This window comes from Streptomyces sp. MP131-18 (genome assembly GCF_001984575.1).
GTDB classification, from domain to species: Bacteria; Actinomycetota; Actinomycetes; order Streptomycetales; family Streptomycetaceae; genus Streptomyces; species Streptomyces johnsoniae.
The window spans coordinates 1,033,882-1,058,939 of record NZ_LZNS01000001.1 but is presented as its reverse complement, the minus strand read 5'-3'; the positions used below and the strand labels follow the sequence as shown (position 1 = coordinate 1,058,939).

Below are 25,058 nucleotides of genomic sequence, written 5' to 3'. Positions count from 1 at the left end.
GTACGGGCCAGGCGCCCCAAGGAGTGACGGCACCGGCGACCGCGTCGGGGTGATCTTGGTCTTCCCCGGCTTCCGCCGCATTTGCCATGGTGGGCGGCGTCCCCGGCACCGTCCGGGGCCTTCCCCGCCCCCCACCCCCCTTTTCCCCATGTCTGCACTCGCGCCTGCCCCCGCCACCCGCCGTAGCCCGTGGCGCTGCCTGCGCTACCCCAGCATGCGCTGGTGGTCGCTGGCCAACCTGGTGTCCAACGCGGGCACCTGGATGCAGCTCACCGTCCAGAACCTGCTCGTCCTCCAGGTCACCGGCTCCGCCGCCATGACCGGCGTGTCCCTGGCCGTCCAGGCCGGTCCCGGCCTGCTGCTCGGCCTGATCGGCGGCGCGGCCGTCGACGCCTGGCCGCGCAAGCTGACCGCCGCGCTCAGCCAGGCGGCCCTCGGCGCCGTCGCCTTCACCACGGCCGCTCTCGTCGCGTTCGGCGCGCTGAACGTGCCGCTGCTGCTGATCCTCTCCGCCGTCACGGGCGTCATCGCCACCGTCGACAACCCGGCCTGCGCCCTGCTCGGCAACGACCTGGTGCGCACCAGGGACGTGCCCTCCGCGATCGCCCTCGGCTCGGCCGTGCACAGCGTCGGCCGCCTCGCCGGAACGGCGCTCGCCGGCGGTGCCGTGGTGCTGTTCGGCACCGCCGCCGCGTTCGTCGCCAACGGCCTGTCGTTCGTCTTCGTCGCCGCGGTCATCCCGTTCCTGCGGCTGATCGACCGCTCGACCGACCCGGACGCCCAGGTGGCGCCCGCCGAGGCCGCGCGGCCGAGCGCCGACCCGCGCGAAGGCCTGCGCTTCTTCTTCGGCCGTCCGCGGCTCGTCGCGCTCGCGGCCATCACCGGCCTGAGCGCGATCTTCGGCCGCAACTACGCCCTGACGCTGGCCGTTCTGGTGACCGGCCCGCTGGCCGCCGGGCCCGGCGCGTTCGGCACCGTCTCCACCGCCCTGGCCATCGGCGGTATCGCGGGCGCCCTGCTCGCGGGGCTGCTCCAGCGGCCCTCCGTCCGCCTGGTCGCGGCGATGGCGGGCGCGGGCGCCGTGCTCCAGATCGCCACCGGGTTCACCCCGACGCTGGCACTGCTGATCCTGCTCGTCATCCCCATGGCCGTCGTCGAATCCGTCTCCGACACCGCGGGCACGACCGTCCTCCAGACCGACCCGCCGCCGCATATGCGCGGGCGCGTCCTGGGCGTGTGGCGCAGCCTGAGCACCGGCTGGGGCCTGATCGGCCCGCCCGTGATCGGCGTGCTCATGGAGCTGGCCGGCGCGCGCGCCGCCCTCGTCGCCGGCGGTCTCGTCATCGCCCTCGCCGCCACCGCGGGCCTCGCGCTCGGGGCCCGCCGCGCCCCGCGGCCCGCCGCCGAGACGGCGCCCGCGCCGGAGCCCGCCCCGCGCCCGGCGGAGCTGGCCGCCGTGGCCTGACCCGCGCCGCCGCCCGCGCCGCCTCAGCCGCCCGCGCCGTCCCGGCTGTCCGCGCCTCAGGCGCCGGTGCCGGGGCGGCGCCACGTGTGCTCGCGCATGTGGGACCCGGCCATCGGGCCCATCCGCAGCATCCCGCCGTCCACCGGCCAGGACACGCCGGTCACGTACCCGGACCCGTCCCCGGCGAGGAACGCGACGACCTCGGCGACCTCCCGCGGATCGCCCGGCCGCCCCAGCGGCACGCCGGGCCGCTCCCGCGTGGTCACGTCGACGCCCGCCTGCCCGGTCATCGGCGTGGCGATCTCGCCGGGTGCGACGGCGTTGACGCGGATGCCGTGCTCGGCCAGTTCGAGCGCCATCACCTGCGTGAGCAGCCCCAGGCCCCCCTTCGCCGCGCAGTACGGCGCCGCCCCCACCCGCGGCTGGTGCTCGTGCACGCTGGTCACGTTCACGATGCGCCCCCCGCCGCCCTGCGCGATCATCCGCCGCGCCGCCCGCTGCCCGCACAGCAGCGGGCCGACCAGGTCGACGTCCAGCACGTGCCGCACCGTCGGCAGGTCGAGATCGGTGAACGGCGTCGCGGGGCTGCCCGTTCCCGCGTTGTTGACCAGCACGTCGAGCCGCCCCAGCCGTTCCGCCAGCGCGTCCACCACGTCCGCGGCGGCGGGCAGGTCCGCCAGGTCCATCCGTGCGGTCTCCGCCCGGCGGCCGGCGGCCCGCACCTCCCGTGCCGTCTCCTCGGCGTCGGCCTCGCTGCGGTACCAGGTGATGCCGACGTCCATGCCCCCCTGCGCCAGCCGGATCGCGGTCGCCCGGCCGATTCCGGACTCCGCCCCCGTCACCAGGGCGACGGGGGCGGTGCTGCCGGGCTGTGACCCGGTCACTCGAAGATCGCTTTCTCGACGTCGTTCGGGCCGTCGAAGCGGTCTCCGGGCATGTCGGCGATCTTCTTGACCAGCCCCTTGTCCGCGCCGTTCGCCCTGGCCCGCTCGACGAGCTCCGGCTTCCCGGCCGGGTAGTGCGTGTCCTTCAGGGCCTTCTGGACCTCGATGGGATTGGTCTTGCCCATGGCGTCCTCCGGATTCTCGAATCGTTCCTCATCGGGTGACCAGGGCCGTGTACCCGACGCCTTCAGAAGCCATTCGCACCGGGACCGCCCAGCTCGGCCGGCACGTCCTCCATCGCGCGGCGAACCGCGCGGCGAACCGCGCGACGTCCGGCGGCGTACCCCTGTCGCCGGTCACGGCCACGAGGGTGCGTCACCCGCGGCTCGCATCGCGGTCAGCGCGTCGTCCGGCGGCGTGCCCGGCCGCACCCGCACCACCGGGGTGCAGGGGGCCTCCCCCGGGAACGGCCGGTCGCGCCGCGCCCAGCGAGCCCTTCACATGCAGGAATCCGAGCACGGTGCCGCGGCGGCCCCCGGGTTCTCGCGTTTTCCCGTGCCTGTGCCGGAGACCCCCGCCTCGCCCCGCGTCTCCACCCGCAGCCCCCGCCGCCCAGGCCGCGCAGCGTTTCCGCAGGCCGGGGGCCGGGTACTCGGCGCGGGCCCCCGCGCGGCCGGCGCGCGGCGCCCGCGATGCGACGGAGGTGGCCATGACGGCGGAGACCGACCCGTACGTGGCGGCCGAACCCGCGCCCGACGGACGGCACCTGCGTGTCACGCTCGCCTCGGGCCGCATGCTGACCCTGTCGTGCACCGTTCCCGTCGAGGGCGTGCTGCGGCTGCGCGAAGCGGGCACCAGCGGCGCCCCCGAGTACGGCACGCCCCTGCTCGCCGGGTTGCCCGACACCCCCGCCGAGCTGACCCGCGTGCCCGAGGGCACCCGGATCAGCGGTCCTGGTGTCGAGGCGCTGTGGGACGGCGGACAGGGCCTCACCTGCGGTGCCTACCGCAGGTTCGCCGACCCCGAGGCCGACACCGTGCCGTTCCGCGCGGGCTACCGCCCGCCGACCGCCGAGCACCCCGACGGCTGCTGGGTGGAAACGGTCCACCTGGCGCCCGACGCCGCCGTCTACGGCGGCGGTGAGAGTTACCAGGGCATCAACCTCCGCGGCCGGCACCGCCGACTGCGCAACACCGAGGAGAGCCGCGCCGCCGGCCGCGCCACCGCCTACCTCAACATCCCGCTGCTGTGGTCCGACACGGGCTGGGGCCTGTACGCCCACACCGGCGGCACCGTCGAGGCCGACCTGGGCGCCACCCACTCCGAGGCCGCGAGCGTCGAGATCGGCGGCGACACGCTCGACCTGTTCCTCATCACCGGCGACGCCCCCGGCATCCTGCGCCGCTACCTGGCCCTCACCGGCCGCCCCCACGCCCTGCCCGAATGGGCCTACGGGGTGTGGATGAGCCGTTCGTCCTACTTCACCGCCGAGGAAGTCGTCCGCACCGTCGACGAACTCCGCGCGGCCGACTGCCCCGTCGACGTCATCCACGTCGACGAGTGGCTGGAGGAGTCCGTCCTGCACGACGCCGCCTGGAGCACCGGGCCCGACCGCAGCCGCTTCCCCAGCGGCTGGACCGCCCCGCTGCGGGACCGCGGGGTGCGCACCAGCCTGTGGATCAACCCGTACGTCACCCGCGGCTCCCCGCTGGCCGACCGGCTGGGCGACCTCGGCTACCTGGTCCGCGACGCCGCCGGCCGGCCCGTCCCCGCCGCCGACAACGAGAACGTGCTCGTCGTCGACTTCACCAACGCCCGGGCCAGGGCCTGGTGGTCGGACCGCCTGGCCCACACCCTGAAGGACGAGGGCAACGCCGCGGTCCTGGCCGACTTCGGCGAGGAGATTCCCGACGCCGCCGTGTTCGCCGACGGCACCACCGGCACAGAACGCCGCAACAGCTACGGCCTGATCTACCAGGACGCGGTCCGCGAGACGGGTCTTGCGACCCGCCCTGGCGACTTCGTCGCCATCGCCCGCTCCGGCACCGCAGGCTCCCAGCGCGATCCCGCGCACTGGGCGGGCGACCTGCCGTCCACCTGGAGCGGCCTGGTCTCCACCCTGCGGGCCCTGCTGTCCATGTCCCTGAGCGGCGCCTCACTGGTCACCCACGACGCCGGCGGCTACTGGACGCCCGCGTCCTACCGGGCGGCCATCGCCCAGCGCGCCAGCATGGCGCCCTACGGGACGCCCACCGACGTCGAGCCGGAACTGTACGGCCGGTGGGCGCAGTGGGCCGTGTTCTCGCCGATCACCCGCTTCCACGGCGTCGGCCGCCGCGAGCCCACGGCCTACCCGGAGCCGGTGCGCTCCGCCGTCATCGCCGCCTGCCGGCTGCGGCACCGGCTGCGGCCCTACCTCGCCGAGTCCGCCGCGGACGAACTGCCCCTGATGCGGCCGATGCCGCTGGCACACCCCGGCGACCGAGCCGCCCGCGACGCCGACCTCCAGTACCTCCTCGGGCCGGACGTGCTCGTGGCACCGATCCTTCAGCCGGGCGGCCGGCGCCTGCTGTGGGCGCCGCCGGGGGAGTGGACACCACTTCTCGGCTGCCCGCCACTGACCGGCCCCGGCTGGCACGAAGTGCACTGCACCCCCGACCAGTTCCCGGCATTCACCCGCACCGAACGCGGCATCTCCGCGGTACTGCGGGACTGAACCGGAGGCGGTCACCGCGGCGTTCCCCCGCGCAGGCGGGGATCGACGAGGCGGGCAGCCCACAGGACGGTGGTGGCGTTCATCGTCAGGATCTCCCCGGTGATGAACGTCAGGCGCTTGCGACCCGGGCCCAGCGCGGTCATGTCCCTGATGGTGAACGGCTGTCCACCGATCATCAGTTGGTCGCCACGCTTGACGGTGCGTGCGTCGACCTCGACGGAGACCAGCACTCGGGCGGTGGGCGGGGTGGCTATGCGGTGCACGGGCTGAGGCGTCATGGCAGTGGCACTCCGGTGTCTGTACTCGGGGATGTCAGTGCGTCCTGGAAGGCGGTCTCGTACGGGGTGCGGTGGTGCCGCGGCCGGGGGCCCCCCGCTCTCCGAGGCTCGCCCTGGGCGTGCCGGCTGTGATGGCAGCACGCGGGCCGGCCTGCCCGGCCCGGTACGTGGAGGAGCGCATGCGCGTGTGCTTCACCGCGCGGGGCGGGTCGTCGGGCGGAGCCGACGCGCTGAAATAACCACGCCCGGACGCGGCGGGGTTGGCGGATCACTTGACCGCTCCTGGGCCTTGCTGTCCGAGGTGCTCGCGTACCCGCTGGGCGAGTTCATCGGCTTGGGCGAGAAGTTCCGCCGTCGTCGGACGGTCTCCGGGATCGGGGGCCTCCGTCGGGGTGGAGGGGTGCGGAGGAGTGCTCATGGGGTCACCTGCCGTTCAGCCGTTCCTGTGACGCACAGACGCGTGGGAAGCCCGGGGCTCCAGACAACGCGTCACGTGATGACGTGACTTCACTCTGTTGCCGTCGCGGCAGAAAGTGCAAGACTACAAATCGTTGTTCCGGTCAGAACCTTTCGAACTGGTGACTCGCCTCCCAGAACGGGGAGCGGAACCACTACAGACCGGGCGATGAAAGTCCTTCAGAATGAATGACAGGGAGAGGGAGGGGCCGTGACAACACGTCCGACCGGCTCGACCGTGCCGAGGCGCCAACTCGGGCGTCACCTGCGGGAGCTGCGCATGAAGGCGCGGCTCACCGTACGGGCGGCGGCGCGGCGCCTGGAGTGGTCCGAGCCGAAGCTCTGGCGCATTGAGACCGGGCAGACCAGTCTCCGCAGTCTCGATGCCCAGGCCATGTGCATGATCTACGGGGCCTCACCCGAGATGACCGAGGCGCTGATGGGGCTCGCCAAGGAGACCAAGGCGCGTGGCTGGTGGCATGCCTACGGCGACGTGATTCCCGAGCACTTCGATGTGTACATCGGTCTCGAAGAGGCGGCAGCGAGGATCGACCTGTACCACGGTGATGTTGTCCCCGGTCTTCTCCAGACCGAGGAGTACGCCCGGGAGATCATCCGCACTCACGTGCGCGACGTGGATGACGACGATCTCGACCGCCGCGTGGAGCTGCGCCTGGAGCGCCAAGTGCTGCTGAACCGGGTCACCTACCCGCCATCGCTCCGCATCGCGCTGGGTGAGTCGGTCCTGCGGCGCCCCGTCGGCGGCCACGGGGCCATGTCCCGGCAGCTCGCGCACCTGATCTACGTCTCCGAACTGCCCAATCTGGAGATCCGGGTCGTCCCGTTCACCGCCGCCGCGCACCCGGGCCTCGTCACGGGCCCGTTCAACGTCCTGCGGTTCCCGCTCAACGGCGACGGTGCCGAGACGGAGCCTCCGACCGTCTACGCGGATGGCTACACAGGGAGCCTGTACCTGGACAAACCCACGGAGGTGCAGAAGTACGACGATGCGTTCGCAGAAATCTGGCGGGCCTCACTGGATGAGCAGGCGTCGCGGCGCCTCATGGCAGACGTAGCGGGGAGCTATGAACAGCAGGATTGACGACATGGCCTGGCGCAAGTCGAGCTACAGCAACGGGACCGGCGATTGTGTCGAGGTGGCGGACGCCCTTCCGGGCTTCGTGCCAGTGCGGGACGGCAAGGTGCGGAACGGTGCCGCACTGGTCGTTTCGGGAGATGCCTGGTCGGCGTTCGTCGCCTCGGTCAAGGAGCGCGGCCGCGTGTGACACACCACAAAGGTCATGCCCACTGCGTTCCGATCGGCCGGTGATCAGTACTCCAGTCGTAGATCGCGACCTGACACGCGTCATCTCCGTTGCATTGGCTGACGAGGATGGCGACGGCCGGGTGCATCGGCTTGCTCCAAATCTGCTGTTCGTGGGTCGGCTTCACGGCCGGGTGTGTCGCTCGGCGGCGTCGAACGCGGGTGCGAGCGGGGCCAGCGCCGAGCGGAGCCGGTCGGGCAGTGAGCCGGAGGGCACGACCAGTCCTCCGGCGCCGGAACTCTTGGCGGACTCTGTGTGCCCGGCCGGCCGGAGCCAGCCTTCCAGCGCGATGCGAACCGCCGCGGCCACGCTCGCCGCGAGAACGCGGGCCGTGTGCGCCCCGGCGTGATCCAGGCGTTCGGTGATCACCGCCGTGAGAGGCGGTTCGATGCCGGCGGTGGCATCCAGGAACGCGTCGCGCAGCGCGGTCCCGGTGGTGATCAGCAGCAGCGCCTTGTGTTCGCGCTCACCGGTGTCCGTGTACTGCTCGACCACTGCTTCGGTGACGGCGTCGGCCAGGCGCACTCCTGCGGGCCGGGCCGCCACCGCCGCCGCGATCCGCGCCTCCCGGTCCGCGGTCACAGCGGAGACGATCGCCTGCTCCCGGCTGGCGAAGTAGTTGTTGTAGGTGCGCGGCGAGACCCCGGCCGCCTCGGCGATGTCCTCGACCCGCACCTGGTCCGGTCCGCGCTCCACGGCCAGGCGCAGGGCCGCCTCGCGCAGCGCCTCGCGCGTGGCCTGCTTCTTTCGCTCCCGCAGCCCTGGTGGTGGTGTCGTCACGGCGTCAGCGTTCCACACAATGCTGCGTGCGCGCAAACTTGCGCGCACGCACTTTTCCTGTCAGCCTCGGCCCGACCGGGACCGGCAGAGAGGACGTCATCATGCGAGCAAGAGGAATGACCTACGACACCGGATTCGTCGTGCACGGCCAGATATCCCGCGAGCACTTCGACCCCGCGGTGGTCCGGCGCGAGCTCGCCATCATCCGCGACGACCTGCACTGCAACGCGGTCCAGATCATCGGCGGCGACCCCGACCGACTGGAGCTGGCCGCCGGTGCCGCCGCCGAACTCGGCCTGGAGGTCTGGCTCTCGCCCTATCCGCTGGAGCTGGACCCGGAGCAGATCCTCACGCTCCTCCGTGACTGCGCCGCGCGAGCGGAACGGCTGCGGCAGCAGGGGGCCACGGTCGTGTTCGTCGCAGGGGTCGAGCTGAGCGTGATGAACCGCGGGTTCCTGGCCGGAGAGAGCCCCGAGAAACGGGTCGGGCGGCTGATGAGCCAACCCGAGCGGCGGGCCGAAGCGATACGCGAACTCGGCGTGCGCATCAACGCATTCCTCCGCGACGCCGCGGCCACGGTCCGCGAGCACTTCCAGGGCAAGCTCACCTACGCGTCCATCCAGTTCGAGCAGGTCGACTGGACGCCCTTCGACATCGTGACGTTCGAGCTGATCCGCTCCGCCGAGGTCGCCGACCGGTTCCGGGACGCGGTGCGCACCCTGGCCCAAGGTCCGAAGCCGCTCGCCATCACCGGGTTCGGCACCGCGGCCTACCGCGGCGCGGGAGACCGCGGTGGGCGGGTACTCGAAGTGGTCGAGTACGACCCACAGACCAAGGCCCCGGTACGGCTGAACGGCAGCTACGAGCGTGACGAGGCCGGCCAGGCCGCATATCTGAGCGAACTGCTGGAGATCTTCGAGACCGAGGGCGTGGACAGCGCGTTCGTGTTCTTGTTCGCCTTGCCCGGCTACCCGCACCGCCCGGACGGCGACCCCAGGGACGACTTGGACCGGGCCGGCCTGGGCATCGTCAGACTCCTCGAAGGGCACCGGGGGCAGACCTACCCCGACATGGAATGGGAACCCAAGGCCGCCTTCGCGGCCGTGGCGCAGCGGTATCGGAGATGACGGGCCCCGAGCGGCTCCGCTTCCCGTTATCGAGGAAGTCGGCCCGTCCGGCCCGCCCGGCCTGCCCGGCCCCTGCGGTCGTCGCGATTCCGCTTTCTCCGACGCTCGGTGCCGTCGCGCTCCCCGTCCGTCCGGGTCACCAGGGGACGACGCCCTCGTCGTCGAAGAAGCCGCCTCGCGGCCCGTCGTCCGGAAGGGTGGCGAGCCGGATCGCGATCGCGGCGCCCTGCTCGGGCGTCCGTGGCGCGTTGAAGCCGGTGAAGTCGGTCGCGACATAGCCGGGGCAGGCGGCGTTCACGATGACCTTGCTATCGGCGAGTCGGCGGGCGTACTGCGCCGTGACGCTGTTGAGCATCGACTTCGACGGTGCGTACGCGGCCATGATCGGGCCGGTCCGCAGCGTCAGCGAGCCCATGTTGCTCGACATGTTGACGATGCGCGGCGAGCCTGCGCGGCTGAGCAGCGGGAGCATCGCGTTCGTCACCCGGACGACCCCGAGCACGTTCGTTTCGAGGACGGTGCGGACGACGTCGAGGTCGAGCGTCGTCGGGTCCTGCGCGTCACCGTCCGTCCGGCCGGAAATGCCCGCGTTGTTGACGAGCACGTCGAGTCGTTCCGCCGTCCGTTCGATGGTCGCCGCCGCCGCGGCGACGCTGATGTCGGAGGTGACGTCGAGGGCGACCCCGAACGCGTCGACGCCCGCGGCACGCAGCCGCTCGACGGCCGCCTCGCGCCTGGCGTCGTCGCGGGCCCCCACCGCGACCGTGAAGCCGATGGCCCCGAGGCCCTGTGCGATGGCGAAGCCGATTCCTTTGTTCGCGCCGGTGACCAGCGCGGTCTTTGTGTCGTTCACGCGATCCATGCTCGGCGAGTTGCGCACTCGCCGTCCAAGACGGATTCGGTGCCCCGTGATACTTGCCGGGTATCAGCCGGTAGGCTCCGCCCGTGGACGATCTCGAGACCCGCGAGCTCCGGTACTTCGTGGCCGTCGCCGAAGAGCTGCACTTCGGACGTGCCGCCGTTCGGCTCGGGATGGCGCAGCCGCCGCTCTCACGCGCGATCCGCCTGCTGGAGCGGCGGCTCGGCGTCCGGCTCCTCGACCGGGACCGCCGTGGAGTGGCGCTCACCGACGCCGGCCGGGTGCTGCTCCGTGAGGCGCGGGCGGCCCTCGACGCGGTCGCGGCCGCTGCGCGCAGAACGCGGCGTGCCGGAGAGCCGAAGCGGCCACTGGTGCTCGTGACGAAGGCCGGGGCGTCCCACGAGCTGCTGCAACGGCTCCTCGACACGCTCGCGAGCGAACCCGGTGCGGCACCGGTCGAAGTCCTCCTGTGCGAGGTCGGCGAGCAGGCGGGGCTGTTGCGCGGCGGGCGCGCCGACGTGGCACTCATGCACCGGCCGTTCGACGACCTCGCCGGGTTCGACACCGAGGACCTCTGCGTCGAAGGCCAGATCGCCCTCTTGCCCGCGGGCCATCCGCTCGCGTCGCGCGAGCAGCTCACGCTGGCCGACGTCCGCGACGTGCCGGACCTGCCCATCGCGCGGTGGCCCCGGCTCGACGGGTCCTACCCGGACGGGCCGGGACCGGAGGTGCGCACCCAGTCGCAGCTCGCCCAGCTCGTGGCGCTCGGCAAGACACTGCTTGTGATTCCGGCCTCCAGCCGCGCCTGGCAGTGGCCCGATCACGTCGCGGTGCCCGTCGTCGACGCGCCGGACGTCACCACGGTCATCGCCTGGCCGCCGAACAGCCACTCGCCGGCGATCGCCTCACTCGTCCGCGCGGCGGCCGGGCTCCGCGGCACCGCGCTGCCCGCGCCCGCGGGCTGAGGCCCCGCCACCGCGGGCCCGGCACAGCTCGTGCCGACCCGCGCTTCTCGCCCGTGGCGAACCACCCGCACGCCCACGGCCGTTCCCGGCACGGGACGGTTCACCGCCCCGAGCGGCAGGGAGCGCTGCTCGGTTGCCGCGTCCGTGCAGGCGGTGCCGGACCGGCCGGGACCCTTGTTGCGGGTCCCGGCCGGCGAGCCGGCCGATCACGCCGTCCGCTTCGTCCGACCCCGTCTGGGGAGGGCCGCCTCCGGAACGGCCGGTTTCTCGTGGTTATGGCGCTGCGGCCGAGTTGTTCCTAGGGGAGCAGGGGAATGTTGTGGACACTGACGTCCGGCACGCCGTCCCCCCACCGGCAGACCCTCGTGCCGTCAAGCTCCTCCCGGCACGCGTCGGCCCACCGGATTCCGGTGATCTCCCAGGTGTCGGGCCCCGATTCTTCTCCGTCGTTGTTCGGCTCCGGGTACCACCGCTCGGACCATGCCCGCTCGCCGTCCTCGCACAGCGTGACCTGCCCCGGGTCGATGTGGTGGTGACCGGTGAGCCCCTGGTCGACCCTGAAGTCGGCGCGGGCCACGGCACACAGCCCGTCGTCCAGGGTGTCGTGCAGGTAGAACTGGAGATAGTGGCCCTGGTCGTCCTCCCCGTAGTGGACGATCGCGTAGGCCCCGTCGTCCTGGAAGTTGATCGAACGCTGCTCCCGTAGCTCCGCGTGAGCGGCCGGCGCCGTCAGCAGCATGGTGGCCACCAGGGCCACCGGGATGCCGAGCCAGCGCAGCAGGCGGTAGCCCGACCACCGCTGTGGTAAACGACGTAATAAGGCTGTCCTCACCCTGTCCTCCTGAGAGTTGACCGGCACCTGCCTCGGCGCCGGAACCGAACGGTCCGATCCTGGCGAAGCCCTGCGTCCGTACCCAGCCATTCGATCGTCGTCGCACACCTTGACAGGCGGACGGTCAGCGGGCGATGCGTTCGATCAGGGCTTGCCAGCTGTCGCCGAGGAAGTGGTCGACGTCCGGTGCCGGGGGCGCGCTCGTTTCCGACATGGACAGGTACAGCAGCAGCGGGCCTTCGAGGGCGGCGGTGAGCTGGACCGCGAGGCCGTTCAGGCTGGGCATCCGTACCTGGGCCCGGCCGAGCAGCATGCGGATGTGGAGCTGGGACACCGACGGGTCGCCGGCCGGGGCGGGCCGGCCGCGGTCGAGGGACGCCCGGGCCACGGCGTGGTGGTCGAGGAGGAAGGCGATACGGGCGCGGCCGTAGGCGACGAGGCGCGCCACCGGGTCGGCGCCGGGCCCCAGCGGCGGGGGGCCGGAGAGCACCTGCTCCTGGAACCGCCGTTCGTCCGCGTCCAGCAGCGCCCTGAAGATGCCGGCCCGGCTGCCGAAGTGGCGGAACACGGTGCCCTTGCCCAGCCCGGCGCGCTCGGCCAGGCCGTCCATCGTCACCTTCGCGACGCCCCGCTCCGCGATCATCTCGCGGGCCGTCTCCAGCAGGCGCTCACGGTTACGCACCGCGTCGGCGCGCTCACCACGCGGCTTTCCGAAGGGCACTACAGGCGGTTCCACACGTTCAACCTACCCCGGGGAAGAAGAAGCGGGGTAGAGTCCGTTTAGATCGGACGGAGCCGCGGCCCCGGCCTCAGGCCCGCCGCCGTCCCCCGTCGAGACCACACCCGTGGCCCATCCACCTGCGAGGAATCACGCCATGAACCTGTTCCGCCTGGACGCCAGCATCCTGCCCGGCGCCTCCGCCAGCGCCGAGATCGCCGACATAGCCGAGGCCGAGTGGACCGCCGCACGCCCCGACGCCGCGGTGACCCGCCGCCACCTCGGCACCGACTCCCTTCCCGCCGACGCCTGGGCCCTCGCCACCACCGCCGGCTTCACCGCCGAGACGGACCGCACCCCGGCGCAGCACGAGGCCCTCGCCCTGGCCGCGGCCCTGGCCGACGAGCTCCAGAACGCCGACGCCGCGATCCTGGCCGTACCGCTGTACAACTTCGGCGTCTCCCAGCACTTCAAGGCCTGGGTGGACCTCGTCATCGCCGGCGGCGGCTCCACCACCCCCCTGCTGAAGGGCACGCCCACCGTGCTGGTCACCACCCTCGGCGGCGGCTACGGCCCCGGCGCCCCGCGCGAGGGCTGGGACCACTCCACCCCCTACCTGGAACGTGTCCTTGCCGACATCTGGCAGGCCGACCTCACCGTCGTCAAGCGGGAGCTCACCCTCGCCGCCACCACCCCCGCCATGGAGAGCCTGCGGGGCCTCGCCGAACAGCACCACGCGCAGGCGCTCGACGCCGCCCGTCAGGCGGGCCGGGCGCTCGCCGGGAACTGACGGTCCCCACCCGGTGAAGGACCCGGAGGACCCGGAGGACCCGTGGAGGGGGCGAGGCTCCGGAATGGCACAGTGGACAGACCACCGCCACTCGCCTCACTGGAGACAGAACCGTTTATGCGACTGCTGCTCGTTCGACATGGCCAGACCCCCTCCAACCTCAAGCACCTGCTGGACACGGCCGAACCCGGCCCCGCGCTGACCCCGCTGGGACAGGAGCAGGCGGCTGCCCTCCCGGAAGCGCTGTCGGCGGAGACGATCGACGCGCTCTACGCGTCCACGCTCCTCCGCGCCCAGCTCACCGCGGCACCGCTGGCCGCCCGGACGGGTCTGGAAGTCGGTGTGCGGCAGGGCATACGGGAGCTGTCCGCCGGTGATCTGGAGATGCGGGGGGACCACCAGGCGATCGAGACCTACCTGACCACGGCCTTCGCCTGGTCGGCGGGGGACACCGGGCGTCGCATGCCGGGCGGGGAGAACGGCGTGGAGGCGCTGCGGCGTTTCGACGCCGTGGTCGAGGAGGCCGCGGGCACCGGAGCCGGGACCGTGGCCATGGTCAGCCACGGCGCCGCGATCCGCATGTGGGCGGCGGCCAGGGCGGAGAACATCGACGCCGCCTTCGCGTCCACCCACGAGCTGCGGAACACCGGTGTCGTCATCCTCTCCGGCGCCCCGGCCGAAGGCTGGCGCGTCATCCGCTGGGAAGACCGGTCCGTAGGCCCCGAGGACAGCACTCCGCACGCGAGCGGCCCCGCGGGGGAATCCGTCGAGGACGCCGACGGCTGAGCAGCGGCCGACGGCTCGGTCGGTCGTTGCGGCCGGGTCCTCAGCGGCCGGGGCCGTCCGGGTCGTCGGGGTCCTCCGGGTCGTTCTGCCGCACGCGTGCCGGGCCCGCGGACAGGCTGATCACCGCCTCGCCGGAGTCGAGGTCGATCGGCCCCCGGTCGGGGGCGAGGCCGCCTGCCTCGACGAGCGTCAGCGCCAGCCGGCTCCGCTCCTCGTGCGTGTGATGGCTGCCGGGAGCGAACAGTTCCTCAAGCATATTGACTGTGAGCACGAGGCTCCCCTCGTCGGAACGGGCACGGCAACTCCGCCGCCCAGCTTACGCGTTCACGGCCCGTCACCGTACGGTTCGCGGAAGGCCGCGACGAGTCGCTCGGCCGCCAGTGTCGCCGTCAGCGTGCCCCCGCGGACCTCTTCCTCCACCAGCGGCGCGAGGCCGCGCACCGCGGGGTGCCGCTGCAATCCGGTCATCAGGTGCTCCCGCACCATCGACCACACCCAGTCCACCTGCTGGTCGCGCCGCTTCGCCGCCAGCCGCCCGTCGGCGTCGAGCACCGCGCGGTGCCGCTCCAGGCGTTCCCACACCGTCTCCAGGCCCGCCTGCTCCAGCGCGCTGCACGTCAGTACCGGCGGTGTCCACCCCTCCTCGGGCGGGTGCAGCATCCGCAGCGCGCCGGACAGCTCCCTGGCCGCCGTGCGCGCCTCGCGCTCGTGCGGCCCGTCCGCCTTGTTCACCGCGATGACGTCCGCCAGCTCCAGCACGCCCTTCTTGATGCCCTGGAGCTGGTCGCCCGTGCGGGCCAGCGTCAGCAGCAGGAAGGAGTCCACCATGCGGGCCACCGTCGTCTCCGACTGGCCGACCCCGACGGTCTCCACCAGCACCACGTCGTAGCCGGCGGCCTCCATCACGACGATGCTCTCCCGCGTCGCCTTCGCCACGCCGCCCAGCGTGCCCGCGCTCGGCGAGGGGCGCACGAACGCCGCCGGGTCCACCGACAGCCGCTCCATCCGCGTCTTGTCGCCCAGGATCGACCCGCCCGTCCGGGTGGAGGACGGGTCGACCGCGAGTACCGCCACCTTGTGCCCGAGGCCCGTCAGCATGCTGCCGAACGCGTCGATGAACGTCGACTTGCCGACTCCAGGCACTCCGCTGATCCCCACGCGCCTGGCCCGCCCGGCATGCGGCAGCAGGTCGAGGAGCAGTCGCTGGGCCAGCTCCTGGTGGTCGGCCCGCGTCGACTCCACCAGCGTGATCGCCCGGGCCACATGGGACCTGGAACCGGCCAGGACGCCCTTGGCGTACGCCTCGATGTCAATGGTGCGCGGCATGTCCTTCGTTTCTACGGGTCGTCTACAGGTCGTCGTGACCGAGACCGGCGGCCACCGTCGTCAGCAGGTCGAACGCCGCGTCCGGGATCACCGTGCCCGGCAAGAACACAGCCGCCGCGCCCGCCTCGTGCAGCGCCGTCACGTCCCCGGGCGGAATCACCCCGCCGACCACGATCGTGATGTCCTCCCGGCCCTCCTGCGCCAGCTCCTTGCGCAGCGCGGGCACCAGCGTCAGGTGCCCGGCCGCGAGCGAGGACACCCCGACGATGTGCACGTCCGCCTCGACCGCCTGCCGCGCCACCTCCGCCGGTGTCTGGAACAGCGGGCCGACGTCCACGTCGAAGCCCAGGTCGGCGAACGCGGAGGCGATCACCTTCTGCCCGCGGTCGTGGCCGTCCTGGCCCATCTTGGCCACCAGAATCCGCGGTCGCCTGCCCTCGGCCTCCTCGAACCGCGCCACCAGGCCCCGGGTGCGGGCCACCCCGGGCGACTCCTGCGCCTCCTGCCGGTACACACCGGAAATGGTACGGATCTGCGCCGAGTGCCGCCCGAACACCTTTTCCAGGGCGTCCGAGATCTCGCCCACCGTCGCCTTTGCCCTGGCCGCACCGACCGCGAGCGTCAGCAGGTTCCCGTCCAGGCCCGCGCCCCGCCCGTCGTCACCCGCGGCCGTCGTCAGCGCGTCGAGCGCCGCCCGGCAGGCCACCTCGTCCCGTTCCTCCCGCAGCCGCCGCAGCTTCTCCACCTGCTGGGTCCGCACCGCGGAGTTGTCCACGGCCCGCACCTCGATCGTCTCGTCCGCGTCCACCCGGTACAGGTTGACGCCGATAACCGGCTGCCGCCCCGAGTCGATGCGCGCCTGCGTCCTGGCCGCCGCCTCCTCGACGCGCAGCTTCGGAATGCCCGCGTCGATCGCCTTCGCCATCCCGCCGGCCGCCTCGACCTCCTCGATGTGCTGCCAGGCCCGCCGCGCCAGGTCGTGCGTCAGCCGCTCCACGTACGCGCTGCCGCCCCACGGGTCGATCACGCGGCACGTCCCGGACTCCTGCTGGAGCAGGATCTGCGTGTTCCGCGCGATGCGCGCGGAGAAGTCCGTCGGCAGCGCCAGCGCCTCGTCCAGCGCGTTGGTGTGCAGCGACTGGGTCTGCCCCTGCGCGGCCGCCATGGCCTCCACGCAGGTGCGGGTCACGTTGTTGAAGACGTCCTGCGCCGTCAGCGACCAGCCGGAGGTCTGCGAATGCGTCCGCAGCGACATCGACTTCGCGTTCTTCGGCTCGAAGCGCCGCACGAGCTTGGCCCACAGCAGCCGGGCCGCCCGCAGTTTGGCGATCTCCATGAAGTAGTTCATGCCGATCGCCCAGAAGAACGACAGCCGCGGCGCGAACGCGTCCACGTCAAGCCCCGCGTCGAGCCCGGCCCGCAGGTACTCCACGCCGTCCGCCAGCGTGTACGCCAGTTCGAGGTCGGCCGTGGCCCCGGCCTCCTGGATGTGGTACCCGGAGATGGAGATCGAGTTGTACCGCGGCATCCGCTGCGAGGTGAACGCGAAGATGTCGGAGATGATCCGCATCGAGGGCTGCGGCGGATAGATGTAGGTGTTCCGGACCATGAACTCTTTCAGAATGTCGTTCTGAATGGTCCCCGCGAGCTTGTCCGGCGTCACCCCCTGTTCCTCGGCCGCCACGATGTACAGCGCGAGCACCGGCAGCACCGCGCCGTTCATCGTCATCGACACGCTCATCCGGTCCAGCGGAATCCCGTCGAACAGCTGCCGCATGTCGTAGATCGAGTCGATCGCCACCCCGGCCATCCCGACATCGCCCGTCACCCGCGGGTGGTCGCTGTCGTACCCGCGGTGCGTCGGCAGGTCGAACGCCACGGACAGGCCCTTCTGACCGGCCGCCAGGTTCCGCCGGTAGAACGCGTTGGACTCCTCCGCCGTGGAGAAGCCGGCGTACTGCCTGACCGTCCAGGGCTGGTTGACGTACATCGTCGGGTAGGGGCCCCGCAGATAGGGCGCCACCCCGGGGTAGGTGTCCAGGAAGTCGAGCCCGGCCAGGTCGTCCGCCGTGTACAGCGGCTTGACGGCGATCCCCTCGGGCGTCTCCCACACCAGGTCCTCGGCGCTGTGCCCGGCCCCCTCCTTGACCCGCTGCCGCCACGCGTCCGCGGTCCCGCCGCCGGCGGCCGGCCCGAGGCCGATCTCCGTGAAGTCGGGAATCTCCATCACGCCACTCCCATGAGGTCAAGAACGGAGGACAGGACGGCGATCGCGTCACAGCCCACGAACACGAAGTCGTCGACACCCGCCTCTTCGAAGGCGTCCCGCAGCTCACCGGGACGGCCCGCCAGGAAGACCCGTCGCGCCCCGGCGTCCTTCAGCGCCGCGGCTACCCCGGCCGCCTGCTCCGCGTACAGCGCATCGCTGCCGCACAGGCACGCCACCTCGGTGCCGACCGCCCGCAGCGCCGCCCCGGCCGTTCCGGCGTCGACCGACTCCGGCTCGTGCACCGGCTCGATCCCGGCCGCCTGGAACAGGTTCGCCGCGAACGTCACGCGCGCCGTGTGCGCCGCGGCGGAACCGAGCGCCGCGAGCAGCACCCGCGGCCGGGCGCCCGTCGCCGCCAGATGCGCGTCGCTGCGCGCCCGCAGCGCTTCGAACGCCTCGTCCCTGCGCACCCGCGGCAGCCCGCCGGCCGGCGGCGCGGGCGCCGGAATCCGCTCCACCGGCCGCTCCGCCAGCGTCGGGAACTCGCTCACCCCGGTCACCGGCTCACGGCGCACGGCCAGCTGCCGCGACCGCTCCCGCCAGGTGGCCGCGAGACGCTCCGCGACCATCCCGGACGCCAGCGCCCCGGCCTGCCCGCCCGCGCCCATCAGCTCCTGGAAGAACGCCCAGCCGGCCTCGGCCAGCTCCCGCGTCAGCTCCTCCGCGTACCAGGAGCCGCCCGCCGGGTCGATGACGCGCGCCAGGTGCGACTCCGCCATCAGCACCGACGAGGTGTTGCGCGCGATGCGCCGGGAGAAGGCGTCGGGCAGCCCGAGATCGTGATCGAACGGCAGCACCGTCACCGCGTCCGCCCCGCCCGCGCCCGCCGCCAGGCAGGCCACGGTGGTGCGCAGCATGTTCACCCAGGGGTCGCGCCGCGTCATCATCACCGGCGACGTCACCGCGTGCTGCCGCTGCGCCCGCGCCTCGGGCGAGGCACCGCACACCTCGGCCACCCGGGCCCACAGCCGGCGCGCGGCCCGCAGCTTGGCGATGGTGAGGAACTGGTCGGCGGTGGCCGCGTACCGGAACTCCAGTTGCCCGCAGGCCGCGTCCACGTCGAGACCGGCCTCGGTCAGCTCGTGCAGGTAGGCCACGCCCGTGGCCAGGGAGCAGCCCAGCTCCTCGGCCGCCGAGCCACCGGCCTCGTGGTAGGGCAGCGCGTCGACGCCGACCGCGGTCAGCCGCGGGTACTCCCGGTGGCACCGCACCGCCAGCTCGGCCGCCTGCGCGAGCTGGGCCGCGAGCCCGCCGTCGCGGCCGGTGCGCGCGACCAGGGCCAGCGGATCGGCGCCGAGGTGGCCGAGCGCGTCGCCGGGCGCCACGCCCCGCTCCTCGAACAGGCGCAGCAGCTCCCGGGCCGCGGCCCCCGTCTCCGCGCCCGCGTCGAGCACGACGGGCGCCAGATCCAGGTAGACGCCGGACAGGGCCTTCTCCAGGCCGCTCACGGGCAGTCCCGCGGCTCCGACGGTCAGCCACAGCGATGTGGCGCCGTTCTCCAGGTCCGCGAGCGCCGCCTCGTTGGTCCGCGCCGGGTCCGGATCGTTGTGCCGCTGCCGCACGTCCCAGCCGGTGACCGCGGTGCCTTGCGGCCTGCCGCCGCGCACGAACGGGGGGAAGCCGGGGTACCCGCCCTCGGCCCGGCCGTTCTCCGCCGTGTACAGCGGGCGGGTCACCAGGCCGTCGCCGAGCCGGGTCGCCAGTTTCGCCTCGGCGTCCGGGCCCGCGAGGTCGCCCCGCCCGGCCTTGCGCAGCACGCCGGCCACCAGTTCCTGCCACTGTTCTCGCGTCACCGCGGGGAACTCTGCGGCCAGGGGGAGTTCCTCATCACTCATGACCGTCATGCTTCCAGAACTGGGGGTCGCGGTGAAACCGCTACCCACCCCAGCTTCGGCACCGGGGTGCCACCGCCCGGTCAGCCGTCGGCGGGGATCACGCGCCCGCAGCGCTCCCGCGAGGCCAGCACCAGTGTGGCGTTCGGCACATCGTTGGTGTCCACCCAGGCGCGCGCCGCGGCGGTGGTGCGGCCGTGGCCCGTGTGGCGGCTCATCAGCCGGGCGTCGCGGACCGCGTCGGCGGCGTCCACGTACCAGACGTCGTCCATCAAGGCGCGTGCCTCGCGCCAGCCGGGGAGGTCGCAGGCCAGGTAGTTTCCCTCGGTGACGATCAGCCAGGCGCCCGGCGGGACCCGGTGCCTGGCGGCCACCGGTTCGTCGAGCCCGCGGTCGAAGTCGGGCACGTACACCTCACGGGCCGGGTCCCCGCCCTCGCCCGCGGTCAGCCGCCGCAGCAGGGCGGCGTAGCCCCAGACGTCGAAGCTGGGTTCCGAGCCCTTGCGCGACCGCAGCCGGAGGCGGTCGAGCTGCGCGTTGGAGAGGTGGAAACCGTCCAGCGGAACGTAGGCGGCCTCCTCGCCGAGCGCCGCGACCAGGGCGCGGGCCAGCGTGGATTTGCCGGCCCCCGGCGGGCCCGCGAGACCGAGCACGGCGCGCCGTCCGGCCCGCCGCAGGCCGCGGGCGTCCGCGGCGAGCGCGTCGAGATCCATGGGCGGCAACCCTACGGGAGCGCGCGCAGCGCTCCTCAGCGGTCGTTCCCTGGCGGCGGTCCCGGCAGGGTGATGCCCTCCGGGGAACGGTCGGGGCGCAGGCCGCGCCAGGAGGGCTGGCGCAGCCTGAGGTCGCGGGTCCAGGCACGGAAGGCGACCTCTCCGACGAGGCGCGGCTCGGTCCAGCGGGCGGTGCGGGCGTGCTCGCGGGGCACGGGCCCGTCGAACGGGCTGGTGGCGCGCGCCAGCGGAGTGAGCCGGCGCAGGAGGTCGGCGAGCGTGGCCGCGGTGAAGCCGCTGCCGACGTGGCCGATGTAGCGCAGGTGTCCCTCGGCGTCGTGGGCGCCGAGCAGCAGGGAGCCGACGGTGCCGGAGCGGCGGCCGTCGCCCGGCTGCCAGCCGCCGATCACGGCCTCCTGCGTGGACACCAGCGGCCGTTTGATCCACAGCCGTGAGCGGCGGCCCGGCTGGTAGGGGGAGTCGAGCCGCTTGGCCAGCAGCCCTTCCAGACCGTGCTGTTCGGCGATGCCGAGGAGGTCCTGCGGGCCGATGCCGGGTCCGGTGTAGTGCGGCGGAACGGCCAGCCGGCCGCCCGCGGCCGGCTCCGCGGCGGCGGCGAACCGGCTCAGCGCGGCGCGGCGTTCCGCATAGGGGGCCCGCAGGTGGGTGTCCTGGCCGCGCAGCAGGAGGTCGAACGCGAAGTAGGTGACGGCGGGTGCGGCCGGGCGGCCGGTGCCGGGGCGGCGCTGGTGGCGGCGCTGGAGCAGGCCGAAGTCGGGCCGCCCGGCCGCGTCCAGGGCCACGATCTCGCCGTCGAGGACGGTGGCCAGCCCGCCGAACGCGGCGGGCGGGACGCCGGCCAGCTCGGGGTAGGTGGCCGTGAGGTCGTTGCCGTTACGGCTCGTGAGGCGCGTGGTGCCGTCGGGCGCGGCGCGCAGGCAGCAGCGGTAGCCGTCCCACTTGTACTCGTAGGCCCAGGCACCGGTGGGCAGTTCGCCGTCGACGGCCAGTATCGGCGGCACGGCGCCGGGGATGTCGGTCATGTGCCAAGTACACGCGGTGTGCGCGTAATCGCCACGGACGGTAACCGGAACGGCAGATGTGGGCGCGTGTCCCCGCGCTGTGTGCCGGCGCACATCACCACTCCGCATCTGGCGATCTGCAATTTTCAAGTTACCTATTGCGACCTGAACTTGGCAGTGCCATAGTGAAGTGGACGCGCCTCACCTGGGCAAAGGGGGACGCGCGGGACATCGGCAGACGAAAGGCGACAGCATGGCTCTTTCCGCCACCGCGCCTTACCGGGGGACTGTCCAGCCGCGACGTCCGGGGGGCGCCGCGGCGCCCGCGGTGCCCGGCTCGCTCGCCGCGGCGCGACCGCCCCGGCGCGGGCATCCCGGCGCGACCGTCCGGCCGCCGGGGCGGAGGAGAGCCGCCGGTGCCGCGCGCGCGTGCGCGCGGCCGGAGCGGCGGGGCCTGACCTGGTGTCATGTTCCCGCCGACAGCAGGAGGGGAGCGGCGCCTGCGGTCTCCGTTCATCCGGGTCGGCGCGCGCGGGCCATCAGCACGCTGTGGGGCCTGGCGGTGCCGCCCGGCGTCGGCTGCGGGGCCCGGTCATTCGCGTCCCGGCGCCGTTAGCGCGGGCGCGCCCATGGACCACCGACCACGTGCCCATGCCTGTCGCGGCGGCGCGGCGGTGCCCGCCGCCCGCCCCGCCCCACTCCACCTCCCGGTGACCACGCCGGACGGCCTGGCCGGGGACGCCGTCGGCGTCTCGGAGGACCACGGCCGCCGCATCATGACCAGCCTGCCGCGCGCCGGGGCGGTCTTCGCCGCCGGCCGGCGCTGGTGGTGGGTCGTTCCCTCCGAGTCCCAGGTCGGGCTCGACTGGCCGCCCACCGCCCGCTACTGGGCGGGCGCCTGCCTGCCGGGGCCCGCGGTCAGGGACTCCTCGGCGATGACGGTCCGGCCGGTGCCGCAGCTGATCCACTGGCCCGAGGACGCGGGACCCTACACCCATCCGCTGCTGCTCTACATCGCGGTCTGCCGGCTGGCGGGCGTCTCGCCCGTGACCTCCGTGTCGCCGCTGGCCACGGGCCTCAGTCCGGGCTGACGGCATCCACCCACGCGGGCAGTGGCTCGCGGCGCGCGAGCCACGCCGCGGGCACCCCGTCGAGCCCGGTGCGGGCCGCGACCACGCCGCCGGTGATCGCGCACGTGGTGTCCACGTCGCCGAGCCCCTCCGCCGTGCACCACAGCGCGTCCGTCAGGCTGCCGGGGTGCCGTGCGGCCGACCACAGCGCGAACGGCACGGTGTCGGCGGCCGTGGCGCGCCGTCCGTTGCCGAGCACGTCGGCCGCCTCCTGCGGCGAGACGTCCGCCGGCAGCTCCGCGGCCCGTTCGAGCCCCCCGCGCACCGCCCCCGGCGGCGTGCGCCCGGCGACCGCCCGCAGGAACGCCGCCGCCCCGGGCGCGGCGCCGCCCGCGGCGGCGCGGGCGGCGGCCACGGCCACGGCGACCGCGCCCGCCACGCCCTCGGGATGACCGTGCGTCACCCGTGCGGCCAGCCCGGCCTGCGCGGCGGCCCGTTCCTCGTCCGCGCGGAACCACGCCCCTAGCGGCGCCGCACGCATCGCGGCGCCGTTGCCCAGGCTGCCCTCGCCGCCGAAGAGCCGCGTGGTCTCGGTGCGCCAGGCCGTGGGGTCGTCGGCCAGCCGGGGCAGCAGCTCGTGCATGCCGTAGCCGTAGCCCCGCGCCGGCTCCGCCAGGTAGCCGTCGGCGAAGACCCGGGCCAGCCGGTCGGGTCTGATCTCGCCGTCGGCACGCAGCGCCCGGAAGACGCCGAGCGCCATGGCGGTGTCGTCGGTCCAGGGCCACGTCGGCTCCTGCGGCGTGCGGCGCGCGTGGATGGCGGCGCGCGCCTGGTCAGGTCCGCGCCGCAGCGGGAACCACCGCTCCCCGAAGGCGTCGCCCAGGGCGAGTCCGTGCAGGCTGTCCCGGGCCGCTGCCCGGCTGTTCCTCATGCCGCCCCATGCTGCCCGCACCGGCGGGCCGCGGCCACCGGTTCGCGCGAAGGCCGCCCGCGGGACGGCTCAGGGGGCGTCGTACCGCCCCTCCCGCGCCTGCTCGACCTGCCGTGCCACGCGGCCTTGCCGGCCCGCTGGCCTCGCCCGAGGCGCGCGCCGTCAGTACCGCGAGACCGGCAGCCGCTCCTCGGGCACGCCGAGTCCGAACCGCGGGTACGCGGGCAGCTTCCGCACGACGTGCGCCGCACGGGCCCGGTGCTGCCGGGGGGCCTGCGCCTGGCGAGCGACGGGACGATCGGACACGCGGGCTACTCGTTCGGCTGACGTGCTCTGCCGGTCTCGCCCGCGGCGCGCCCCGCGGCAGATCCGCGCCGGCGCGCCCGTCCTGCCGCCCGCCAGGCCAGGTCAGGTCCGGCCAGGGCCGCCGCTCAGGGCAGCTCGGTGTAGCCGGAACGGCCCGGGCCCGTGCCCTCCGGCGGGTAGTCGCAGTCCAGGCTCTGCACCTCGCGGTCGCCGTCCTCCGAGTCGATCACCACGGCCGCCGTACAGGCCCGGCCGTGTTCGTCGGTGAAGGTGGCGATCTCGGTGCGGTCGGACTGGGAACAGGCCGTCAGCACCAGTACCGCCCCCGCCGCCACGGCCGCCCCGAGCCCTGCGCGTGCGTTCATTCCTCGACCCCCATGTCCCGGCAGCGGTGGGATCGTATGCCGGGCCGCCCGGCGCCGGTAGTCCCGCGGCCGGCCCTGCGGGCCAACAGCAGATGAACGCCGTGCGGCCGGGCGTCAGGTGAGGACCAGTCCGTAGGCGTTGAGGACTTCGCCGATGGGCTGGTAGTAGGTGGTGCCGCCGGTGGCGCAGTTGCCGCTGCCGCCCGAGATCACGCCGATGGCCAGCGAACCGGTGAAGACGGGGGCGCCGCTGTCGCCCGGTTCCGCGCAGATGTTGATGCGGCCCAGACCGCTGATGATCACGCCGTTGCCGTAATTGACCGTGTAGTTGAGCCCGGTGATGCTTCCGGACCGGCAGCCGCTGGGGGCCGCGACGTGCACCGGGCCGCCGACGGTGCCGCCGGTCGCGCCCGTGATGTCGATGGACCGGCCGTTGCAGTTGACGGTGCCGGGCCGCGGGATGTCGGGGTTGGTGTACTGGACCAGGCCGTAGTCGCTGCCGGGGAAGGTGCTGCCCGCCGTGGAGCCGATGAGAACGGTGAGTCCGGGATCGGCGTACCAGTCCGGGTAACCGTCGGTGCAGTGACCGGCGGTCACGAAGAAGTCGGTACCGCCCGACCTGGCGTTGAATCCGGCGGTGCAGCGCCAGCCGCCGGTGGCGTAGACGGGTTCGCCGCCCTGGAGCCGCGGTTCGAGCCGGCCGGGGACGCGTTCGATGTCCAGCGCGGCGGCGAGCGGGCCCGCGGCCCGCCGGATACCGGCCAGATCCTCGGCGGTCACGGTCTCGTCGGCCGCGACGCGCACGGTGCCCGCCGCCGGGTCGGCGGCCCACGCGGTGCCGCGGACGTCGGCCGCGCGCACCGCGTCGGCGGCGAGGGCGAGCCGGTCGGCCGCGAAGGCGGGCGGCGGGGCGGCGTGGGCCGCACCGGGCAGCAGGACGGCGGCGAGGGCGAGCAGGCCCGCCGCGGCGGCGCCGAGGCGGCCCCGGCGGGCCGGGCGTCTGCGAGGGGTGGTGGGGGACAGGGGCACGGGGTCCTCCTGGGTGGGCATGTGCCTGACAAGGTGAGAACGGAGTCTCTCCGGTGCCCGCCGCCTTGCCAAGCCCGCCTTTCGGCCACCTGGCGGAGCGGCCCCGCAAGGTCCCTGCACACAATGTCCAGTGATTCTCCCGTTCAGCGCGGCAATCTGGACAGTCGGTCCAGTGTGGAGTGCCCTGCTTGCGCAGGGCATTCGTGATCAGGTG

The 25,058-nt window shown here is 73.6% G+C and carries 27 protein-coding genes; 9 read left to right on the top strand and 18 right to left on the bottom strand.

The genetic code is table 11. The features are described 5' to 3' along the window. Window positions 1–148 precede the first annotated feature (148 nt). Window positions 149–1,465, top strand: coding sequence for an MFS transporter (locus tag STBA_RS04395; RefSeq protein ID WP_077057960.1), 1,317 nt, complete (start codon window positions 149–151; stop codon window positions 1,463–1,465). Window positions 1,466–1,521: 56 nt separating this feature from the next. Here STBA_RS04395 and STBA_RS04390 read toward each other — a convergent pair whose 3' ends face one another. Beyond that, entirely contained in the window at window positions 1,522–2,349 is an 828-nt protein-coding gene (locus STBA_RS04390) for an SDR family oxidoreductase (protein WP_077057959.1), read from the bottom strand. Next, the gene (locus tag STBA_RS04385; protein ID WP_077057958.1) at window positions 2,346–2,534 is read right to left on the bottom strand and encodes a DUF2795 domain-containing protein; all 189 of its coding nucleotides are present in this window, start codon (window positions 2,532–2,534) and stop codon (window positions 2,346–2,348) included. The genes STBA_RS04390 and STBA_RS04385 overlap by 4 nt, the downstream gene beginning before the upstream one ends. Window positions 2,535–3,058: 524 nt before the next feature. On the opposite strand from STBA_RS04385, the gene STBA_RS04380 reads away from it, so the two are divergent. Next, window positions 3,059–5,065 (top strand): TIM-barrel domain-containing protein, encoded by a 2,007-nt coding sequence (locus tag STBA_RS04380; RefSeq protein ID WP_077057957.1) that lies wholly within the window; start codon window positions 3,059–3,061, stop codon window positions 5,063–5,065. A gap of 11 nt (window positions 5,066–5,076) precedes the next feature. On the opposite strand, the gene STBA_RS04375 is transcribed toward STBA_RS04380, so the two are convergent. Next, entirely contained in the window at window positions 5,077–5,343 is a 267-nt protein-coding gene (locus tag STBA_RS04375) for a hypothetical protein (RefSeq protein WP_077057956.1), read from the bottom strand. A 268-nt stretch (window positions 5,344–5,611) separates the two neighbouring features. Then, on the bottom strand, window positions 5,612–5,761 hold the full coding sequence (locus STBA_RS37555; RefSeq protein WP_171987639.1) for a hypothetical protein: 150 nt from the start codon (window positions 5,759–5,761) through the stop codon (window positions 5,612–5,614). A gap of 249 nt (window positions 5,762–6,010) precedes the next feature. On the opposite strand from STBA_RS37555, the gene STBA_RS04370 reads away from it, so the two are divergent. Both STBA_RS04370 and STBA_RS04365 read left to right on the top strand, forming a co-directional pair. After that, the gene (locus STBA_RS04370; RefSeq protein ID WP_077057955.1) at window positions 6,011–6,901 is read left to right on the top strand and encodes a helix-turn-helix transcriptional regulator; all 891 of its coding nucleotides are present in this window, start codon (window positions 6,011–6,013) and stop codon (window positions 6,899–6,901) included. 4 nt (window positions 6,902–6,905) lie between these two features. Beyond that, window positions 6,906–7,085: a DUF397 domain-containing protein gene (locus tag STBA_RS04365; RefSeq protein WP_366510731.1), complete on the top strand. Its 180-nt coding sequence runs from the start codon at window positions 6,906–6,908 to the stop codon at window positions 7,083–7,085. Window positions 7,086–7,247: 162 nt separating this feature from the next. On the opposite strand, the gene STBA_RS04360 is transcribed toward STBA_RS04365, so the two are convergent. Further along, window positions 7,248–7,904 carry a TetR/AcrR family transcriptional regulator gene (locus tag STBA_RS04360; RefSeq protein ID WP_077057953.1) on the bottom strand — a complete coding sequence of 219 codons (657 nt, stop codon included), beginning with the start codon at window positions 7,902–7,904 and terminating at the stop codon, window positions 7,248–7,250. 116 nt (window positions 7,905–8,020) lie between these two features. Here STBA_RS04360 and STBA_RS04355 point away from each other — a divergent pair, with 116 nt between their 5' ends. Continuing rightward, window positions 8,021–9,031 (top strand): hypothetical protein, encoded by a 1,011-nt coding sequence (locus STBA_RS04355; protein WP_077057952.1) that lies wholly within the window; start codon window positions 8,021–8,023, stop codon window positions 9,029–9,031. 136 nt (window positions 9,032–9,167) lie between these two features. On the opposite strand, the gene STBA_RS04350 is transcribed toward STBA_RS04355, so the two are convergent. After that, entirely contained in the window at window positions 9,168–9,893 is a 726-nt protein-coding gene (locus STBA_RS04350) for an SDR family oxidoreductase (protein WP_077063103.1), read from the bottom strand. Window positions 9,894–9,976: 83 nt separating this feature from the next. Between STBA_RS04350 and STBA_RS04345 the strand changes: the two genes are divergently transcribed. Beyond that, window positions 9,977–10,855, top strand: a complete 879-nt coding sequence (locus tag STBA_RS04345; RefSeq protein WP_077057951.1) for a LysR family transcriptional regulator — start codon at window positions 9,977–9,979, stop codon at window positions 10,853–10,855. Window positions 10,856–11,153: 298 nt separating this feature from the next. On the opposite strand, the gene STBA_RS04340 is transcribed toward STBA_RS04345, so the two are convergent. Together STBA_RS04340 and STBA_RS04335 are read right to left on the bottom strand one after the other, a co-directional pair. Next, the gene (locus STBA_RS04340; RefSeq protein WP_143659422.1) at window positions 11,154–11,687 is read right to left on the bottom strand and encodes a hypothetical protein; all 534 of its coding nucleotides are present in this window, start codon (window positions 11,685–11,687) and stop codon (window positions 11,154–11,156) included. 124 nt (window positions 11,688–11,811) lie between these two features. Then, entirely contained in the window at window positions 11,812–12,423 is a 612-nt protein-coding gene (locus tag STBA_RS04335) for a TetR/AcrR family transcriptional regulator (protein ID WP_077057949.1), read from the bottom strand. A gap of 139 nt (window positions 12,424–12,562) precedes the next feature. Here STBA_RS04335 and STBA_RS04330 point away from each other — a divergent pair, with 139 nt between their 5' ends. Both STBA_RS04330 and STBA_RS04325 read left to right on the top strand, forming a co-directional pair. After that, the gene (locus STBA_RS04330) at window positions 12,563–13,195 is read left to right on the top strand and encodes an NAD(P)H-dependent oxidoreductase (protein WP_077057948.1); all 633 of its coding nucleotides are present in this window, start codon (window positions 12,563–12,565) and stop codon (window positions 13,193–13,195) included. 117 nt (window positions 13,196–13,312) lie between these two features. After that, window positions 13,313–13,981 carry a histidine phosphatase family protein gene (locus STBA_RS04325; RefSeq protein ID WP_077057947.1) on the top strand — a complete coding sequence of 223 codons (669 nt, stop codon included), beginning with the start codon at window positions 13,313–13,315 and terminating at the stop codon, window positions 13,979–13,981. Between the two features lie 40 nt (window positions 13,982–14,021). Here the strand turns inward: STBA_RS04325 and STBA_RS04320 are convergent, their stop codons facing one another. The 6 genes from STBA_RS04320 to ligD all read right to left on the bottom strand — a co-directional run bounded on the left by STBA_RS04320 (window position 14,022) and on the right by ligD (window position 21,164). Then, the gene (locus STBA_RS04320) at window positions 14,022–14,252 is read right to left on the bottom strand and encodes a DUF6191 domain-containing protein (RefSeq protein ID WP_253194521.1); all 231 of its coding nucleotides are present in this window, start codon (window positions 14,250–14,252) and stop codon (window positions 14,022–14,024) included. A gap of 53 nt (window positions 14,253–14,305) precedes the next feature. Beyond that, window positions 14,306–15,307: a methylmalonyl Co-A mutase-associated GTPase MeaB gene (meaB, locus tag STBA_RS04315; protein WP_077057945.1), complete on the bottom strand. Its 1,002-nt coding sequence runs from the start codon at window positions 15,305–15,307 to the stop codon at window positions 14,306–14,308. A gap of 22 nt (window positions 15,308–15,329) precedes the next feature. Continuing rightward, window positions 15,330–17,534 carry a methylmalonyl-CoA mutase gene (gene scpA / locus STBA_RS04310; protein ID WP_077057944.1) on the bottom strand — a complete coding sequence of 735 codons (2,205 nt, stop codon included), beginning with the start codon at window positions 17,532–17,534 and terminating at the stop codon, window positions 15,330–15,332. Continuing rightward, window positions 17,534–19,420 carry a methylmalonyl-CoA mutase family protein gene (locus STBA_RS04305; RefSeq protein ID WP_077057943.1) on the bottom strand — a complete coding sequence of 629 codons (1,887 nt, stop codon included), beginning with the start codon at window positions 19,418–19,420 and terminating at the stop codon, window positions 17,534–17,536. The genes scpA and STBA_RS04305 overlap by 1 nt, the downstream gene beginning before the upstream one ends. A 71-nt stretch (window positions 19,421–19,491) precedes the next feature. Then, window positions 19,492–20,121, bottom strand: a complete 630-nt coding sequence (locus STBA_RS04300; RefSeq protein WP_077057942.1) for a nucleoside/nucleotide kinase family protein — start codon at window positions 20,119–20,121, stop codon at window positions 19,492–19,494. Window positions 20,122–20,156: 35 nt separating this feature from the next. After that, window positions 20,157–21,164 (bottom strand): non-homologous end-joining DNA ligase, encoded by a 1,008-nt coding sequence (gene ligD / locus STBA_RS04295; protein WP_077057941.1) that lies wholly within the window; start codon window positions 21,162–21,164, stop codon window positions 20,157–20,159. Between the two features lie 689 nt (window positions 21,165–21,853). On the opposite strand from ligD, the gene STBA_RS04290 reads away from it, so the two are divergent. Beyond that, entirely contained in the window at window positions 21,854–22,234 is a 381-nt protein-coding gene (locus STBA_RS04290) for a hypothetical protein (RefSeq protein WP_253194519.1), read from the top strand. On the opposite strand, the gene STBA_RS04285 is transcribed toward STBA_RS04290, so the two are convergent. From STBA_RS04285 to STBA_RS04275, 4 genes are all read right to left on the bottom strand, one after another. Next, the gene (locus tag STBA_RS04285; protein WP_077057939.1) at window positions 22,221–23,144 is read right to left on the bottom strand and encodes an ADP-ribosylglycohydrolase family protein; all 924 of its coding nucleotides are present in this window, start codon (window positions 23,142–23,144) and stop codon (window positions 22,221–22,223) included. The genes STBA_RS04290 and STBA_RS04285 overlap by 14 nt on opposite strands. Before the next feature lie 162 nt (window positions 23,145–23,306). Further along, a complete protein-coding gene (locus STBA_RS37550; RefSeq protein ID WP_171987638.1) occupies window positions 23,307–23,450 on the bottom strand; it encodes a hypothetical protein in 144 nt (47 codons plus the stop codon). Between the two features lie 125 nt (window positions 23,451–23,575). Continuing rightward, entirely contained in the window at window positions 23,576–23,815 is a 240-nt protein-coding gene (locus STBA_RS04280; RefSeq protein WP_077057938.1) for a hypothetical protein, read from the bottom strand. 114 nt (window positions 23,816–23,929) lie between these two features. Further along, entirely contained in the window at window positions 23,930–24,865 is a 936-nt protein-coding gene (locus STBA_RS04275) for a S1 family peptidase (protein WP_077057937.1), read from the bottom strand. Window positions 24,866–25,058: the final 193 nt, after the last annotated feature.

What these genes read in the sequence shown, in the direction of transcription:
- STBA_RS04395 (WP_077057960.1), top strand. Translation starts at nt 149, where the DNA reads ATGTCTGCACTCGCGCCTGCCCCCGCCACCCGCCGTAGCCCGTGGCGC.
- STBA_RS04385 (WP_077057958.1), bottom strand. Translation starts at nt 2,534, where the DNA reads ATGGGCAAGACCAATCCCATCGAGGTCCAGAAGGCCCTGAAGGACACG.
- STBA_RS04380 (WP_077057957.1), top strand. Translation starts at nt 3,059, where the DNA reads ATGACGGCGGAGACCGACCCGTACGTGGCGGCCGAACCCGCGCCCGAC.
- STBA_RS04375 (WP_077057956.1), bottom strand. Translation starts at nt 5,343, where the DNA reads ATGACGCCTCAGCCCGTGCACCGCATAGCCACCCCGCCCACCGCCCGA.
- STBA_RS37555 (WP_171987639.1), bottom strand. Translation starts at nt 5,761, where the DNA reads ATGAGCACTCCTCCGCACCCCTCCACCCCGACGGAGGCCCCCGATCCC.
- STBA_RS04365 (WP_366510731.1), top strand. Translation starts at nt 6,906, where the DNA reads ATGGCCTGGCGCAAGTCGAGCTACAGCAACGGGACCGGCGATTGTGTC.
- STBA_RS04355 (WP_077057952.1), top strand. Translation starts at nt 8,021, where the DNA reads ATGACCTACGACACCGGATTCGTCGTGCACGGCCAGATATCCCGCGAG.
- STBA_RS04350 (WP_077063103.1), bottom strand. Translation starts at nt 9,893, where the DNA reads ATGGATCGCGTGAACGACACAAAGACCGCGCTGGTCACCGGCGCGAAC.
- STBA_RS04330 (WP_077057948.1), top strand. Translation starts at nt 12,563, where the DNA reads ATGAACCTGTTCCGCCTGGACGCCAGCATCCTGCCCGGCGCCTCCGCC.
- STBA_RS04325 (WP_077057947.1), top strand. Translation starts at nt 13,313, where the DNA reads ATGCGACTGCTGCTCGTTCGACATGGCCAGACCCCCTCCAACCTCAAG.
- meaB (WP_077057945.1), bottom strand. Translation starts at nt 15,307, where the DNA reads ATGCCGCGCACCATTGACATCGAGGCGTACGCCAAGGGCGTCCTGGCC.
- scpA (WP_077057944.1), bottom strand. Translation starts at nt 17,534, where the DNA reads ATGGAGATTCCCGACTTCACGGAGATCGGCCTCGGGCCGGCCGCCGGC.
- STBA_RS04305 (WP_077057943.1), bottom strand. Translation starts at nt 19,420, where the DNA reads ATGACGGTCATGAGTGATGAGGAACTCCCCCTGGCCGCAGAGTTCCCC.
- STBA_RS04300 (WP_077057942.1), bottom strand. Translation starts at nt 20,121, where the DNA reads ATGGATCTCGACGCGCTCGCCGCGGACGCCCGCGGCCTGCGGCGGGCC.
- ligD (WP_077057941.1), bottom strand. Translation starts at nt 21,164, where the DNA reads ATGACCGACATCCCCGGCGCCGTGCCGCCGATACTGGCCGTCGACGGC.
- STBA_RS04285 (WP_077057939.1), bottom strand. Translation starts at nt 23,144, where the DNA reads ATGAGGAACAGCCGGGCAGCGGCCCGGGACAGCCTGCACGGACTCGCC.
- STBA_RS04280 (WP_077057938.1), bottom strand. Translation starts at nt 23,815, where the DNA reads ATGAACGCACGCGCAGGGCTCGGGGCGGCCGTGGCGGCGGGGGCGGTA.
- STBA_RS04275 (WP_077057937.1), bottom strand. Translation starts at nt 24,865, where the DNA reads ATGCCCACCCAGGAGGACCCCGTGCCCCTGTCCCCCACCACCCCTCGC.